The 14,886-nt window shown below is 69.9% G+C and carries 14 protein-coding genes; 4 read left to right on the top strand and 10 right to left on the bottom strand.

From position 1 onward, the window contains the following. Positions 1-46: 46 nt before the first annotated feature. The 3 genes from ACWGJM_RS08740 (at position 47) to ACWGJM_RS08730 (ending at position 2,772) form a co-directional block, all read left to right on the top strand. Positions 47-1,324, top strand: a complete 1,278-nt coding sequence (locus ACWGJM_RS08740) for an MFS transporter (protein WP_453410928.1) — start codon at positions 47-49, stop codon at positions 1,322-1,324. 113 nt (positions 1,325-1,437) lie between these two features. Further along, positions 1,438-1,632 (top strand): hypothetical protein, encoded by a 195-nt coding sequence (locus tag ACWGJM_RS08735; protein WP_453410927.1) that lies wholly within the window; start codon positions 1,438-1,440, stop codon positions 1,630-1,632. Between the two features lie 123 nt (positions 1,633-1,755). After that, positions 1,756-2,772: a sigma-70 family RNA polymerase sigma factor gene (locus ACWGJM_RS08730; RefSeq protein WP_453410926.1), complete on the top strand. Its 1,017-nt coding sequence runs from the start codon at positions 1,756-1,758 to the stop codon at positions 2,770-2,772. On the opposite strand, the gene ACWGJM_RS08725 is transcribed toward ACWGJM_RS08730, so the two are convergent. Then, positions 2,656-3,042, bottom strand: coding sequence for an STAS domain-containing protein (locus ACWGJM_RS08725; RefSeq protein ID WP_453410925.1), 387 nt, complete (start codon positions 3,040-3,042; stop codon positions 2,656-2,658). The two genes, ACWGJM_RS08730 and ACWGJM_RS08725, sit on opposite strands and share 117 nt — an antisense overlap. Before the next feature lie 86 nt (positions 3,043-3,128). On the opposite strand from ACWGJM_RS08725, the gene ACWGJM_RS08720 reads away from it, so the two are divergent. Beyond that, positions 3,129-4,049 carry an AEC family transporter gene (locus tag ACWGJM_RS08720; protein ID WP_453410924.1) on the top strand — a complete coding sequence of 307 codons (921 nt, stop codon included), beginning with the start codon at positions 3,129-3,131 and terminating at the stop codon, positions 4,047-4,049. Between the two features lie 3 nt (positions 4,050-4,052). Here the strand turns inward: ACWGJM_RS08720 and ACWGJM_RS08715 are convergent, their stop codons facing one another. The 9 genes from ACWGJM_RS08715 to ACWGJM_RS08675 form a co-directional block, all read right to left on the bottom strand. Beyond that, positions 4,053-4,652: a Uma2 family endonuclease gene (locus ACWGJM_RS08715; protein WP_453410923.1), complete on the bottom strand. Its 600-nt coding sequence runs from the start codon at positions 4,650-4,652 to the stop codon at positions 4,053-4,055. A gap of 119 nt (positions 4,653-4,771) precedes the next feature. Then, on the bottom strand, positions 4,772-6,049 hold the full coding sequence (locus tag ACWGJM_RS08710) for a thymidine phosphorylase (protein ID WP_453410922.1): 1,278 nt from the start codon (positions 6,047-6,049) through the stop codon (positions 4,772-4,774). 74 nt (positions 6,050-6,123) lie between these two features. Continuing rightward, a complete protein-coding gene (locus ACWGJM_RS08705) occupies positions 6,124-6,534 on the bottom strand; it encodes a cytidine deaminase (protein ID WP_453410921.1) in 411 nt (136 codons plus the stop codon). After that, entirely contained in the window at positions 6,531-7,793 is a 1,263-nt protein-coding gene (locus ACWGJM_RS08700; protein WP_453410920.1) for an ABC transporter permease, read from the bottom strand. Before ACWGJM_RS08700 ends, ACWGJM_RS08705 begins: the two co-directional genes overlap by 4 nt. Beyond that, positions 7,793-8,914, bottom strand: coding sequence for an ABC transporter permease (locus ACWGJM_RS08695; RefSeq protein ID WP_453410919.1), 1,122 nt, complete (start codon positions 8,912-8,914; stop codon positions 7,793-7,795). The genes ACWGJM_RS08700 and ACWGJM_RS08695 overlap by 1 nt, the downstream gene beginning before the upstream one ends. Further along, the gene (locus ACWGJM_RS08690; protein ID WP_453410958.1) at positions 8,911-10,584 is read right to left on the bottom strand and encodes an ABC transporter ATP-binding protein; all 1,674 of its coding nucleotides are present in this window, start codon (positions 10,582-10,584) and stop codon (positions 8,911-8,913) included. Before ACWGJM_RS08690 ends, ACWGJM_RS08695 begins: the two co-directional genes overlap by 4 nt. Before the next feature lie 298 nt (positions 10,585-10,882). Further along, the gene (locus ACWGJM_RS08685; RefSeq protein ID WP_453410918.1) at positions 10,883-11,932 is read right to left on the bottom strand and encodes a BMP family lipoprotein; all 1,050 of its coding nucleotides are present in this window, start codon (positions 11,930-11,932) and stop codon (positions 10,883-10,885) included. A gap of 226 nt (positions 11,933-12,158) precedes the next feature. Next, positions 12,159-13,187: a BMP family lipoprotein gene (locus tag ACWGJM_RS08680; RefSeq protein ID WP_453410917.1), complete on the bottom strand. Its 1,029-nt coding sequence runs from the start codon at positions 13,185-13,187 to the stop codon at positions 12,159-12,161. Positions 13,188-13,480: 293 nt separating this feature from the next. Beyond that, positions 13,481-14,710: an amidohydrolase gene (locus ACWGJM_RS08675; RefSeq protein WP_453410916.1), complete on the bottom strand. Its 1,230-nt coding sequence runs from the start codon at positions 14,708-14,710 to the stop codon at positions 13,481-13,483. Positions 14,711-14,886: the final 176 nt, after the last annotated feature.

Here is a 14,886-nt window from a genome sequence, read left to right as displayed (position 1 = left end):
TTCCATGCATTGGACGGATGAGCGGGATCGTCCGTAGGTTCGAAGCATGTCTCCCGCCGATACCGGGGCGTCCACCGTCGTGGGCGCCGCAACGTCCCTCCCCTCCTCCGATTCCCGCATGGCCCCGGGCGGGCCCGGCTACCGCCGGATGAGTTTCGCGCTCTTCCTGGCCGGTGTCGCGACCTTCGCGCTGCTGTATTCCACCCAGGCCCTGCTGCCGCTGATCTCCGGCGAGTTCGGGGTGGCGGCGAGCGAGGCGAGCTGGACGGTGGCGGCGGCGACCGGCGGCCTCGCGCTGTTCGTACTGCCGATGAGCGCGCTGTCCGAGCGCTTCGGCCGCCGTACGGTGATGACGGCCTCGCTGGTGGTGGCGGTGAGCGTCGGAATGCTGGTGCCCTTCGCGCCGTCGCTGGGCGTGCTGGTGGTGCTGCGGGCCCTCCAGGGGGCGGCGCTGGCCGGGCTGCCCGCCTCGGCCACGGCGTACCTCGCGGAGGAGGTCCGGCCGGGGGCGCTGGTCACGGCGATCGGACTGTTCGTCGCGGGCAACAGCGTCGGCGGCATGAGCGGCCGCGTGATCACCGGCTGGGTGGCCCAGGAGTGGGGCTGGCGGATCGCCGTCGGCGTGGTCGGCGCGATCGCCGTCGCCTGCGCGGTGGCGTTCCGCCTGCTGCTGCCGGCCCCGAAGCATTTCACCCCGGGCTCGCTGCGCCCGCGTGTGCTGGCCCGCACGGTCCGCGACCACCTCGCCAACCCGCTGCTCCGCCGCCTGTACGCGATCGGCGCGCTGTTCATGACCGTCTTCGGCGGCGTGTACACGGTGATCGGCTACCGCCTGACGGAGGAGCCGTTCGGGCTGCCGCAGGGCATCGTCGGCTCGATCTTCCTGGTGTACCTGGTCGGTACGGTCTCGGCGTCGACGGCGGGCCGGCTGGTCGGCCGCCTGGGCCGGCGCGGCGCGCTGTACCTGGCCGGCGGCACCACGGCGACGGGCCTGCTGCTGTCCCTCGCGGCCTCGCTCCCGCTGGTCCTGCTGGGCCTGGTCCTGATCACCGCGGGCTTCTTCGCGGGCCACGCGGTCGCGTCCTCGGCGGTCAGCAAGACGGCGACGACCGGCCGGGCCCAGGCCTCGGCGCTCTACCAGTCCTCCTACTACATCGGCTCCAGCGTCGGCAGCACGCTCGGCGCGACGGCCTTCCACGCGAGCGGCTGGGCCGGCACGGTCGGGGTGGGCGTCCTCGCGGTGCTCGGCGTCGTGACGATCACGGCGGTCGGCTCGCACGCGGCCCGGGCGGCGACACGCCGGGAGCCGGTGGGCGCGCACTGAGTCCTGACCGGGCCCCGACCGGGTCCTGACGGCATTCCCCCTGCTCGGGGCCGGTTGTCAGTGGTCGCTTGTAGCGTCCGCGCGTCAGCCGGGCCGAGCAGGGGGTTTGTCGTATGGAGTTCCGGATCGAGCGCGGGGATCTCGCCGAGGCCGTGGGGTGGGCGGCACGGGCACTGCCCGCACGGCTGCTGGGGGCGGGTCAGCGGGCGCTGCTGAGCTCGGGCAGGGAGGACGGCGAGGACGGCGGGGACGGGGAGTCGTTCGAGGCCCACCGGCATCTGCTCATGTCCGTCAAGCAACTGGTCTGACCGGGGCCCGTCATGGCTCTGACCTGGCCGCCTGCGCGCTCAGGGGGCCATTGTCAGTGGGCTGCGGTAGCTTCCGAGGTGCTGGGCGCGAAGGCGCGCGACAGGGACGGCCAGGGGTGGACGATGGGCGACAGCGGCACGGCGACGACGGATCTCGACCTCGCACTGGAGAAGCACCGGACCGAGCTGACGGGGTACTGCTACCGCATGCTGGGTTCGTCCTTCGAGGCGGAGGACGCGGTACAGGACACCCTGGTACGAGCCTGGCGGAGCTACGACAAGTTCGAGGGCCGCTCCAGCCTGCGCTCCTGGCTGTACCGGATCGCGACGAACGTCTGCCTGGACATGTTGTCCGCGGGCAGCAAGCGCGCACGGCCGATGGATCTCACGGAGTCGACGCCGCTCGCCCAGGCGGCCCTCTCCCCCCGCCCCGACCACACCTGGCTGGAGCCGATGCCGGACGCCCGGGTGCTGCCGGCGGTCGAGGACCCGGCGGAGGCCGCCGTCGCCAAGGAGTCGGTGCGGCTCGCCTTCATGGCGGCGCTTCAGCAGCTGCCGCCCAAGCAGCGGGCCGTGCTGATCCTGCGCGAGGTGCTGGCCTGGCGGGCGAGCGAGGTCGCCGAGCTGCTCGGCACCACGGTCGCCTCGGTCAACAGCGCGCTCCAGCGGGCGCGGGCGACGCTCGCGGAGCGGGACGACAAGGCCGCCGGAGCGGCGGTGTCCGATCCGCTGGACGAGGAGCAGCAGAAGCTTCTGGAGCGCTATGTGAAGGCGTTCGAGGGGTACGACATGACGGCGCTGACGGCGTTGCTGCACGAGGATGCCGTCATGACGATGCCGCCGTTCGACCTGTGGCTGACCGGCCACGACGACATCACCGGCTTCATGACGACCCTCGGCGCGGCCTGCGCGGGCTCCCGGCTGCTGCCCGTACAGGTCAACGGCCTGCCGGGCTTCGCCCAGTACAAGCCCGACCCGGATACGGGCGGCTTCGCCCCCTGGTCCGTCCAGGTCCTGGAGATATCAGACGGCCGGCTGACCGGGTTCCACTTCTTCCTCGACACCAAGCGCTGGTTCCCGCTCTTCGACCTGCCCCTCCACCTGGAAGCGGAGCCCGACGAGGCCGAGCAGGGCGCGTAGCGCCGGAGTCGGGTCCCTCAGGCGTATCCGGCCCCCGGCCCGGCGGGCGGCCAGCTCGAGACGGGCGAGGAGGTCGACGACGCCGAGCCCTGGGGGCCCGAGCCCGGCCACATCGCACACGACGACCTCGGCCCCGGAGGCGTTCAGCAGCGCCCGCACATCGTCACAGAGCCCGTTCACCTCGTCCTTGCTGACGGGGCCGGGCAGCACGAGTACGGCGGGTGTGTTGGCGTCCACGTGCTGTAGACCGGTGGGACGGCCCCAACTCATCGCGGGTCTTTCGCCCGCCCCACCCGGCGAAGATCACATGGACCCGCGATTGACCCGCTCTCCCGCTCCCCCGGAGGGTTGGCTCCGTGCAGGGGGTGCTGAGCGGGTTCGCGGTGATCGCGGTCGTCATCGGGGTGGGCTATGTGCTCGGGCGGCGCGGCTCGCTCGGCGATCAGGGCCGTGAGGTGCTGACCGGGCTGGCGTTCACCGTGGCGGGTCCGGCGCTCCTCTTCACCACCCTGGCCAAGGCCGACCTCGCGGTGCTGTTCTCCAGCCGCCTGCTGGTGACGGCCCTGAGCACGGCTGCCGCCTCGGGCGTCTTCGTCGGGCTCGGCGCGCTGCGCCACTGGGGCGTGGGCCGCACGACGATCGGGGCCCTGTGCTCGGGTTACGTCAACTCGGGCAACCTCGGCATCCCGATCGCCGCTTACGTCCTGGGCGACGCGTCCCTGGTGGCGCCGGTGCTGCTGTTCCAGGTCGTCCTGGTGACTCCCGTCGCCCTCACGGTGCTGGACCTCTCCGGCATGGGCGAGAAGGGCACGGTGTGGCGCCGCCTGCTGACCCCGCTGCGCAACCCGATAGCGGTGGGCTCCCTGACCGGAGTCCTGGTGTCGGCGGCGGGCTGGAAGGTCCCCGGCCCGGTCATGGATCCCCTCACCCTGATCGGCAACATGTCCGTCCCGGCGGCCCTGCTGGCCTTCGGCATGTCCCTGCACGGCAGCGCGGCTCCCGGCCGGGGGCGGGACCGTCACCTGGTCCTGCTGTCGGTGGCGCTCAAGTCGGTGGGCCAGCCGGCGGTGGCGTGGGCGCTGGCGAGGGGCGTCTTCGGGCTGCACGGTGCGCCGTTGCTGGACGTGGTGGTGACCTCGGCGCTGCCGGCCGCGCAGAACCTGTTCACCTACGCGAGCCGCTATCGGGTGGCCGAGGCCCTGGCCCGCGAGTCGGTTCTGTTGTCGACGGTGGTTTCGGTGCCGGTGTTGGTGGGGGTGGCGGCGGTGTTGGGATGAGGGTCAGCCGACAGGGAAGTCGCTGGTGTCGAGGTCGAGTTCGAGTTCGAAAGGCTTCGGCAAGAAGATGGTGACGCCGAACTTTCCTGCGCGCAGGACGCGGTACACCTGGCCTTGGGGCTCGCCGTACAGCGTGATCGTGGGTCCTCCAGGAGCCCAGTTGTCGATGAGGAGATAGAGCGGGACTCCGGCCTGGGCGTAACCTGCGGCCTTCTTGATCCGATCATTGTTCGCGTTCGACTTGGAAGTGATCTCCACAACGAGCTCGGCCGCAGCTGCGGAGATGTAGCTGCTCTTCTGGGCTCGCAGCACCTCCCGCGGCGCTACGGCGATGTCCGGGATGTAGAGCCCGCCACGAGAGGGCACGGCCGTACCCAGCGTCTGGTAGATGCCCCAATTCTTGGGGATCACCGCGTACAGGCTGCGCTGCACGAGGTCGGCAATGTCGTTGTGGTCGTTGGACGGCGGTGGTGCCACGGTGACGAGTCCCTCGATGATCTCCACCTTGCAGCCCTCGGGTGCGTCCGTCTCCTCCCAGATCCGGACGAGGCCGTCCCACTCGTGGCCGCTGGCCGTCGAGTGATCAACGGTGAGTGCGCTCATGGCGGTCTCCCATCGGTGCGTCACCGGTCCCAGCATGCCGAAGGGGACCGGTGCAGGTCCACCGATCCCCTTCACCCGAACGGGGCGTGACACCAGCGGCCTCCGGCCGCGGGCCCTGGTCAGGCGATGCGTTCCAGCACCACCGGCGTCGCCGGGAACTCCGTGCCCTCGGGCGCGATGTCGAAGGAGCCCTCCACCGACTGGAGTGCGTACTCGAAGCGCTCGGGGGTGTCGGTGTGGAGGGTGAGGAGGGGCTCGCCCTCGCGGACCGGCTCGCCGGGCTTGGCGTGGATCTCCACGCCGGCGCCCGCCTGCACCGGGTCCTCCTTGCGGGCGCGGCCCGCGCCGAGGCGCCAGGCGGCGACGCCGATGTCGTAGGCGTCGAGGCGGGTGAGGACACCGGAGGCCGGGGCCTTCACCACGTGCTGCTCCCTCGCCGTGGGCAGCGGGGCGTCCGGGTCGCCGCCCTGGGCCGCGATCATGCGCCGCCAGACGTCCATCGCCGAGCCGTCGGCCAGGGCCTTCGCCGGGTCGGCGTCCTTCACGCCGGCCGCGTCGAGCATCTCGCGGGCCAGGGCGATGGTCAGCTCGACGACGTCCGCCGGGCCGCCGCCCGCGAGGACCTCGACCGACTCGCGGACCTCGAGGGCGTTGCCCGCCGTCAGGCCCAGCGGGGTGGACATGTCCGTGAGCAGCGCGACCGTCTTCACGCCGTGGTCCGTGCCGAGGCCGACCATCGTGGAGGCCAGTTCGCGGGCGTCCTCGATGGTCTTCATGAAGGCACCGGAGCCGACCTTCACGTCCAGGACCAGCGAGCCCGTGCCCTCCGCGATCTTCTTCGACATGATCGAGGAGGCGATCAGCGGGATCGCCTCCACCGTGCCGGTGACGTCACGGAGCGCGTACAGCTTCTTGTCGGCCGGGGCCAGGCCGTCGCCCGCCGCGCAGATCACCGCGCCGGTGGTGTCCAGGACGTGCAGCATCTCCTCGTTGGAGAGCAGGGCGCGCCAGCCGGGGATCGACTCCAGCTTGTCCAGGGTGCCGCCGGTGTGGCCGAGGCCGCGGCCGGAGAGCTGCGGGACCGCCGCGCCGCAGGCGGCGACCAGCGGGGCCAGCGGCAGGGTGATCTTGTCGCCGACGCCGCCCGTGGAGTGCTTGTCGGCCGTAGGACGGGAGAGCGCCGAGAAGTCCATGCGCTCGCCGGAGGCGATCATCGCGGCGGTCCAGCGGGCGATCTCACGGCGGTTCATGCCGTTGAGCAGGATGGCCATCGCGAGCGCGGACATCTGCTCGTCGGCGACCTCGCCGCGTGTGTACGCGTCGATGACCCAGTCGATCTGCTCGTCGCTGAGCTCACCGCGGTCCCGCTTGGTGCGGATGACGGAGATGGCATCCATGGCCATGTGTTTCCCTTCCGGGGGTTGCGAAGGTGCACGGCCCCCCTGAACGCGTCAGAGGGGCCGTACGGGAGTTACTTGGTGAGATGGTCCGGGCCGAAGGCCTGGGGCAGCATCTCGGAGAGCGGGAGCACGCCCGCGGGGGTGTCCAGGAGCAGGTCCGGGCCGCCGAACTCGTACAGCAGCTGGCGGCACCGGCCGCACGGCACCAGCAGGCCGCCGGTGCCGTCCACGCAGGTGAAGTGCGTGAGACGGCCGCCGCCCGTGCGCTGGAGCTGGGAGACCAGCCCGCATTCGGCGCACAGGCCCAGCCCGTAGGAGGCGTTCTCGACGTTGCAGCCGGTGACCGTGCGGCCGTCGTCGACCAGGGCCGCGACGCCGACCGGGTAGCCGGAGTAGGGGGCGTAGGCGTGGGACATGGCCTCCCGCGCCTCGGCCCGCAGCGCTTCCCAGTCGAAGCCGGCGGCGGCCGGGGCCGGGGTCACTTGCCCTGCCCCTTCCGGTACGGCAGGCCGTCCGCCTTCGGCATGCGCAGCTTCTGCGCGGACAGCGACAGGACGAGCAGCGTGACGATGTACGGGGTGGCCGTCACCAGCTGACGCGGAACCTCGTTGGTGGAGGTGTACCAGAGGAACATCAGGGCGGCGACGACGACCGTGACGACGGCGGGGACGTACTTCTTCTTCCACGCCAGGTAGGCCGCGCCGAAGACCAGCAGGATCGCCAGCAGCAGGATCAGCGCGTGGACGTTCACCGTGCCGCCGCGCAGGTTGAGGCTGTCGGTGTAGCCGAACAGGCCGGCACCGAGGGCGAGGCCGCCCGGCATCCAGTTGCCGAAGATCATCGCGGCGAGACCGATGTAGCCGCGGCCGGCCGTCTGGCCGTCGAGGTACACGTTCGAGGCGACGATGGACAGGAACGCGCCGCCGAGGCCGGCGAAGCCGCCGGAGATGATCACCGCGATGTACTTGTACTTGTACACGTTGACGCCGAGGGACTCGGCCGCCACCGGGTTCTCGCCGCAGGAGCGCAGGCGCAGGCCGAAGGAGGTCCGCCACAGCACCCACCAGGTCGCCGGGACCAGGGCGACCGCGACGACGGTCAGCGGCGACAGGTCGGTGACCAGACCGCCGAGCAGGCCCGCGATGTCCGAGACCAGGAACCAGTGCTTCCCGTTGAGCGTGTTCAGCCAGTCCGACAGGCCGGGGATGCTGAAGTCGCCGAGGGAGTCGATCGGCGGGGACTGCTTGGTGGAGCCCTGCGGGGCGTTGGCGAAGGTGAACTTCGACAGGTAGCGGGTCACGCCGAGGGCCAGGATGTTCAGCGCCACACCGGAGACGATGTGGTTGACGTTGAACGTGACCGTGGCGATGGCGTGCAGGACGGCGCCGAGCGCACCGCCGATGATGCCGAAGACGACGCCGGTCCAGGGGCCCCACTGGTAGCCGGCCCAGGCGCCGAACCAGGTACCGAGGATCATCATGCCCTCGAGGCCGATGTTGACGACGCCCGCGCGCTCGGCCCACAGGCCGCCGAGGCCCGCGAGACCGATCGGCACCGCGAGCTGGAGCGCGGTGGACATCTGCCCGACCGAAGTGATGCCGTCCGCGCCGGTGATCAGGCGGACGATCGAGGTCAGCGCCAGCACACCTGCGATGACCAGCAGGAGTACGGGGAGCGACATACGGCGGCCGCCCTTGCCGGGCTGCTTCGCCTGCGGCTTGGCGATGGTCGCGGTGGACATCAGGCAGCCACCTCCTTGTTGGTGTTCTTGGCGGCGGCCGCGGCCAGCTCGGCGCCGACCTGGCGCTGCTGGCGGCGCAGGGCCCACTGCTGTACGGCCGCGTACGAGATGACGACCGCGAAGACGATCAGGCCCTGCATGATCGTGGCGATCTCCTTGTCGTACGCCACGGGGGTCGCGTAGTCGAGGGCGGGCGAGGCCTTGTCGAGGAAGGCCCACAGCAGGGCGGCGAGTGCGATGCCACCGGGGTTGTTGCGGCCGAGCAGGGCGATGCCGATGGCGGTGAAGCCGAGGCCCGCGGGGAAGCTCAGGCTGTAGGTGTGGGTGTCGCCGAGCAGCAGCGGCAGGCCGGACAGGCCGGCGATGGCGCCGGAGATCAGCATGGAGATCAGCACCATGCGCTTGGCGTCGACGCCGGAGGCCGCGGCGGCGGTCTCCGAGGCGCCGGTGGCGCGCAGGTCGAAGCCGAAGCGGGTGCGGTTGAGGACGATCCAGTAGCCGACGCCGAGAAGGACGGCGAGGAAGACCAGGCCGTAGATCGAGCCGACGTCCGAGCCCAGGTTGATGCCCGGGAACCAGCCGGACCTCTTCATGACACCGGTCGTCACGTTGTCGCCGACCTGCACGCCCCACACGTCGGTGAGGGTGACGTAGCCGATGACGGCGGTGGCGATCGAGTTCAGCATGATCGTCGCGACGACCTCGCTGACGCCGCGGGTGACCTTCAGGACACCGGCGATACCGGCCCAGAAGGCACCGGTTGCCATGGCGACGATCAGCAGCAGCGGGACCTGAAGGACGCCCGGCAGGGCCACGTGCGCGCCGACGACGGCGGTCATCACCGCGGCGAGGCGGTACTGGCCGTCGACGCCGATGTTGAACAGGTTCATGCGGAAGCCGAGGGCGACCGCGATGGCGGCGATGTAGTACAGCGACGCCTGGTTGATGATCAGCACCTGGATGTCCGAGTACGGCAGCTGCTGGAGCATCAGGATGTACGGCTCGATCGGGTTCTTGCCCGAGGCGAGCAGGACCACGGAGGTCAGCACGATCGCCAGGACGAGCGCGATGACCGGTCCGGCCACCGCGACGAGCACCCGCTCCTTGTCGAACTTCTTCATCGGGCCTCGTCCTCCGGACCGGCGTTGTCGTCGCCCTCGGGGGCGGTCTCTTCGTGCTCCAGGTGACCGGACGCGGCACCCGTCATGGCCGAGCCCAGCTCCTCCGGCGTGATGGTGGCCGGGTCGGCGTCGGCGACCAGCCTGCCGTCGTAGATGACGCGCAGGGTGTCCGACAGACCGATCAGCTCGTCCAGGTCGGCCGAGATCAGCAGCACGGCCAGGCCCTCGCGGCGGGCCTCACGGATGCGGTCCCAGATCTGCGCCTGGGCGCCGACGTCCACACCCCGGGTGGGGTGTGCCGCGATCAGGAACTTCGGGTCGTGGCTCATCTCCCGGCCGACGATCAGCTTCTGCTGGTTGCCGCCGGACAGGGAGGCCGCGGTGACGTCGATGCCGGGGGTGCGGACGTCGTACTCCTCGACGATCCGGCGGGTGTCGGCCTGGGCGCCCTTGGGGTTCAGCCAGAAGCTCTTGGCATTGGGCTTCTCGGTGACGTGGCCGAGGATGCGGTTCTCCCAGAGCGGGGACTCCAGCAGCAGGCCCTGGCGGTGGCGGTCCTCGGGGATGTAGCCGACGCCGGACTCACGGCGCTTGCGGGTGGGCCAGGGGGTGATGTCCTCGCCCAGGAAGTGGATCGAGCCGGAGTCCGCGTGCTTGGTGCCGATCAGTGCGTCGATCAGCTCGGTCTGGCCGTTGCCCTCGACACCGGCGATGCCCATGACCTCACCGGCGTGGATGGTGAAGGTGACGTCGTCGAGGACCTTCTTGACCTCGCCGGCGGGCGCGAACTCGGTGAGGCCCCCGGCGGTGGGCTCGTCCTCCGTGCCGAGGGAGACGTGGCCACGGGCGTGGACGGTGAGGTTCCTGACCTCCAGCACGGCCCGGTCGGTGACCGTGGACTCGGCGGTCTCCGGGGTGGGCAGCTCGCTGCCGACCATCAGCTCGGCCAGCTGACGCGGGGTGGTCTCGGACGGGATCGCGGTCCCGACCGTCGTACCGCGCCGGATGACGGTGATGTCGTCGGCGACGGACAGCACCTCACCCAGCTTGTGGGAGATGAAGATGACGGACAGACCCTCGGACTTCAGCTCGCGCAGGTTGTCGAAGAGCGCGTCGACCTCCTGCGGGACGAGCACGGCGGTCGGCTCGTCGAGGATCAGGGTGCGCGCGCCGCGGAAGAGGACCTTGAGGATCTCCACGCGCTGACGGTCGGCCACGCCGAGGTCCTCGACCAGGGCGTCCGGGCGGATGCCCAGCCCGTACCGGTCGGAGATCTCCTTGATCTTCTTGCGGGCGCCGGCGCCGATGCCGTGCAGCTTCTCGCTGCCGAGCACCACGTTCTCCAGCACGGTCAGGTTGTCGGCCAGCATGAAGTGCTGGTGGACCATGCCGATGCCGCGGACGATGGCGTCCGCGGGGCTGGAGAAGCTCACCTGCTCGCCGTCGATCGCGATGGTGCCCTCGTCCGGCTTCTGCATGCCGTAGAGGATCTTCATCAGGGTCGACTTGCCGGCGCCGTTCTCGCCGACGAGGGCGTGGACGGTGCCCTTGCGGACCGTCAGGTGGATGTCGTGGTTGGCGACGACACCCGGGAATCGCTTGGTGATGCCCGCGAGCTCTACCGCGACTGTCGACTGAGCGGTGAGCGGAGGGCTGCTGGACGCGTCGATGGCGCACTCTCCTCGGGAAAGGGGCCACTCTACGCGCGTAGCGCCCCTGCTTTAAATAGTGCCCGGATCTGATCGAACTTGATCAAGAAGCTTCTCTCGAGCAAGAACCCGATCCGTTCCGAGCATTCTGCCGCGCGAACGGGGGCGTCCCTGCCGTTGTCTCCCGTTGTCCGCCCGAAGGGCGGCAGACGGGAGACAACGGCAGGGGCGCAGGCAGGTCATCCTCTCCGCACCCCGTTCCGTGGCCGTAACGCTGCCATTACAGCGCTCTGTTGGCCAAGGCCTCCGACCGGGATCGTCAGGAGGTCTTCACCTTGATGCTGCCGTCCTTGATGCCGGCCTCGGCCTTCTTGATCGCGGCCTGCATGTCGGCGTTGTTCTTGAAGGTCGGGTTGGAGTCGGCCAGGCCGACGCCACCGTTGTCCAGCGAGCCGCGGATGTCACCCGAGAGCGGCTTCTTGTCCTTGATGACGGACTTGGACAGCTCGTAGACCGCACCCTCGACGTTCTTCAGGGCCGAGGTCAGGATGTAGTTCTTGTACTTGGCCAGCGCGGCCTGCTTGTACTGGTCGGAGTCGACGCCGATGGCCCACACCTTGTGCTCGGCGGCGGACTTGATCACGCCCTGGCCGGAGAGGCCGGCGGCCGCGTAGACCACGTCGGCACCCGCGTCGATCTGGCCGTTGGCCGCGTTCTCGCCCTTGTCGGGGCTGGAGAAGCCACCCTCCTGGGCGGTCTGCGTCAGGTACTGCGACTCGACCTTGATCTTCGGGTTGACGGACTTGGCGCCCTGCTCGTAACCCGCCTGGAACTTGTGGATCAGCGGGACGTCCACGCCGCCGATGAAGCCGATGTGGTTCTTCTTGGTGGCCTTGGCGGCCGCCACACCGGCGAGGTACGAGGACTGCTCCTCGTGGAAGACCATGTCGGCGACGTTCTTCGCCTGGGTCTGGTTGTCGTCGATGATGCCGAAGGTGACCTTCGGGAACTTCGCGGCGGCCTCCTTCACGGCGCCCGCGTAGGCGAAGCCGACGCCGATGACCGGGTTGTAGCCCGCCTTCGCCAGGGTCACCAGGCGCTGCGTCTTGTCCGCGTCCGACTCGTTGTCCGTCGGCTCGACGTCCCGGCCGCTGACACCGAAGTCCTTCTGGGCCTTCTCGAAGCCGGCGTAGGCGGCGTCGTTGAAGGACTGGTCGCCCTTGCCGCCGACGTCGTACGCGAGGCCGATGCCCTTCGACTTGCCCTCACCAGCGGAGGAGGAGGTGGACGAGCTGCCACAGGCAGAGACGGTGACGGCCAGCGCTGCGGTCGCAACGCCTGCAATCGTGATACGGGACACCCGGCGCATGGAACGTGACTCCTTTGTGCAAGCGCCCAACCCAGGCGCTGGTTCCGCGGCAGCGTAACGCGCGTAGACCTGACGGAAAACCCCCAATGTCCGGTCCGTTATCTAGCTGTGGCCACAGTCACGGCTCCAGGTTACGTACAGCAGTGCGCCCCTTGCGGGTGGCAAGGGGCGCACTGCTGAAACATGGTTCTACGGCGCGTACCGGTGAGGTCACCGACCGGTCAGATCACTTGGTGTTGACCGTGATCTTGCCGTCGATGATGCCCTGCTTGGCCTTGTCCACGGCGGAGACCACATCGGTCAGCGCCTTGTACTTCGGGTTGGAGTCGGCGAAGCCGACGCCGCCGGACTTCAGGTCGCCTCGGACGTCGCCGCTGAGCGGCTTGCCGTTGTAGACGGACTTGGCGAGGTCGTAGACGGCGCCGCCGACGTTCTTCAGGGCGGAGCCGAGGATGTAGTCCTTGTACTTGGCCAGCGCGCTCTGCGAGTACTGGTCGGAGTCCACACCGATGGCCCACACCTTGTGCTCGGCGGCGGACTTGATCACGCCCTGCCCGGAGAGGCCGGCCGCGTGGTAGATGACGTCGGCGCCGGCGTCGATCTGGCCGTTGGCCGCGTTCGCGCCCTTGTCCGGGCTGGCGAAGCCGCCCTCCTGCGGGGTCTGGGTCAGGTACTGCGACTCGATCTTGATCTTCGGGTTGACGGACTTGGCTCCCTGGTCGAACCCGGCCTCGAACTTGTGGATCAGCGGGATGTCCACGCCGCCGATGAAGCCGATGTGGTTCTTCTTGGTGGCCTTGGCCGCGGCCACGCCCGCCAGGTACGAGGACTGCTCCTCGTGGAAGACCATGTCGGCGACGTTCTTCGCCTGGATGGTGTTGTCGTCGATGATGCCGAAGGTGACCTTCGGGTACTTGGCGGCGACCTGCTTCACCGCCGGGGCGTAGGCGAAACCGACTCCGATGACCGGGTTGTAACCGGACTTCGCCAGGGTCTCCAGGCGCTGGATCTTGTCCGCGTCGGACTCGTCGGCCTGCGGCTCGACGTCCCGTCCGCCGATCTTGAACTCGGCCTCGGCCTTCTGGAAGCCGGCGTAGGCGGCGTCGTTGAAGGACTGGTCGCCCTTGCCGCCGATGTCGTAGGCCAGGCCTATGCCCTTGCCGGAGTACTTGCCGTCCTTGGAGCTACTGGTGCTGGACTCCGTGCTGGACTTGCCGCATCCGGCGGCCGCGAGGGCGACGACCGCGACGGTCACCGCAGCTTGGGAGAATCTCGTCCTCCGAGAGATCAGACGCACAGCAAGCACCCCTTCAACCCCACGGCACCGTCACCGGCCCGTTCTTCCCCAATGTGCCGCCCGGTGGCGAAGTGCCGCCTGTGGTGGCGAGTCCGGCGCACAGTAACGCGCGTAGAAGAGGAGGGGAACGGGGTTTCCCCGGGCCGTTACCGATTCGTGCCGCCCCCGGGTAACAACCGCCGACCGCCGGTTACACCCAGGTGACACAGGGGGACGAAGGGGTGCCATCCGGGCACCCCTCCCCCACCGTCCTACTGCACGGCATCCAGCAGCGCGGCGGCGGTGAACAGCTCCACGCCCACCGTGATGGCCCGCTCGTCGGCGTCGAAGTCGCCCTGGTGCAGGTCACGCACGGTCCGCTCACCCGGGGTGCGGACGCCGAGCCGCGCCAGGGCTCCCGGCACGTGCTCGAGGTACCAGGAGAAGTCCTCCCCGCCGAGGCTCTGCTCGGTGCTCTCGATGGACTCGATGCCGCGCCGCGCGGCCATGGCGTCCCGCAGCAACTCGGTCACCTCGGCGTCGTTGACGACCGGCGGCACTCCGCGTACGTAGTTGATCTCGGACTTGGCCCGGTGCAGGGTGGCGACCTCGTCGATCGCCGCGTGCAGCACGTCGGGCGCCAGCCGCCAGGCGTCGATGTCGAGGCACCGTACGGTCCCGGAGAGCTCGGCGTGCTGCGGGATCACGTTCGGCGCGTGCCCCGACTCGATCCGCCCCCAGGTCACCACGAGGCCGCTGCGGGTGTCGACCCGCCGGGCGACCAGCGCGGGCACGTCGACGGCGACGCGGGCCGCGGCGGTCACGAGGTCGGTGGTCAGGTGAGGCCGGGCGGTGTGGCCGCCGGGCCCGTCGAGCGCGATCTCCAGCCGGTCGCAGGCGCTGGTGATCGGCCCCGGCCTGAGCCCGACCCTGCCCACGTCGACCCGGGGATCGCAGTGCACGGCGATGATCCGGCCCACCCCCTCCAGCGCCCCGGACGCGATGACGTCGGCGGCGCCCCCGGGCAGCACCTCCTCGGCGGGCTGGAAGATCAGCCGTACGGGCCGGGGCAGCAGGCCCTTCTCGTGCAGCTGGGCGAGCACGAGCCCGGTGCCCAGCACGACCGCGGTGTGCACGTCGTGGCCGCAGGCGTGCGCCCGGTCCGGCACGGTGGACCGGTACGAGCACTCGGTCTTGGTGTCCGGGATGGGCAGCCCGTCGATGTCGGCCCGCATCGCCAGGACGGGCGTGCCGCCCAGGCCCTCGGGCTCCGCCCCGATGTCGCAGACGAGCCCGGTCCCGGTGGCGAGGACACGGGGCCTGAGCCCCGCCTTCTCGAGCCGCGCCTTGATCGCGGCGGTGGTACGGAACTCCTGGTTGCCCAGCTCGGGGTGCATGTGCAAGTCGCGCCGGAATGCCACGAGCTCGGCGTGCAGCGACTCGCTCAGCAGACCGGGGAGCACGGCATCGCCGGGAAGGTCGGCCTCGGACTGTCGGGACATCAATTGGTTCACCCTCTGAAGGGTAGAACGCCGGACCGGTCGACTGACCCGGGATCAACAAAACTTCAACCCGTTAGGGGAAGAAAAACCGACCGCCCGACGCATAGCCGTTGTCTTGGATGGGTAAACTGGCGCGGTTTCCCCGCACCGGGATCACCCATCCTCCTTTCCTCAAC

This window comes from Streptomyces sp. NPDC054834, from assembly GCF_053611185.1.
The sequence above is the reverse complement of the archived record's forward strand: the minus strand, read 5'-3'. Positions and strand labels throughout refer to the sequence as shown.

Coding starts and splice junctions, on each gene's coding strand:
- ACWGJM_RS08740 (WP_453410928.1), top strand. CDS start 47: ATGTCTCCCGCCGATACCGGGGCGTCCACCGTCGTGGGCGCCGCAACG.
- ACWGJM_RS08735 (WP_453410927.1), top strand. CDS start 1,438: ATGGAGTTCCGGATCGAGCGCGGGGATCTCGCCGAGGCCGTGGGGTGG.
- ACWGJM_RS08730 (WP_453410926.1), top strand. CDS start 1,756: ATGGGCGACAGCGGCACGGCGACGACGGATCTCGACCTCGCACTGGAG.
- ACWGJM_RS08725 (WP_453410925.1), bottom strand. CDS start 3,042: ATGAGTTGGGGCCGTCCCACCGGTCTACAGCACGTGGACGCCAACACA.
- ACWGJM_RS08715 (WP_453410923.1), bottom strand. CDS start 4,652: ATGAGCGCACTCACCGTTGATCACTCGACGGCCAGCGGCCACGAGTGG.
- ACWGJM_RS08710 (WP_453410922.1), bottom strand. CDS start 6,049: ATGGATGCCATCTCCGTCATCCGCACCAAGCGGGACCGCGGTGAGCTC.
- ACWGJM_RS08700 (WP_453410920.1), bottom strand. CDS start 7,793: ATGTCCACCGCGACCATCGCCAAGCCGCAGGCGAAGCAGCCCGGCAAG.
- ACWGJM_RS08695 (WP_453410919.1), bottom strand. CDS start 8,914: ATGAAGAAGTTCGACAAGGAGCGGGTGCTCGTCGCGGTGGCCGGACCG.
- ACWGJM_RS08685 (WP_453410918.1), bottom strand. CDS start 11,932: ATGCGCCGGGTGTCCCGTATCACGATTGCAGGCGTTGCGACCGCAGCG.
- ACWGJM_RS08675 (WP_453410916.1), bottom strand. CDS start 14,710: ATGTCCCGACAGTCCGAGGCCGACCTTCCCGGCGATGCCGTGCTCCCC.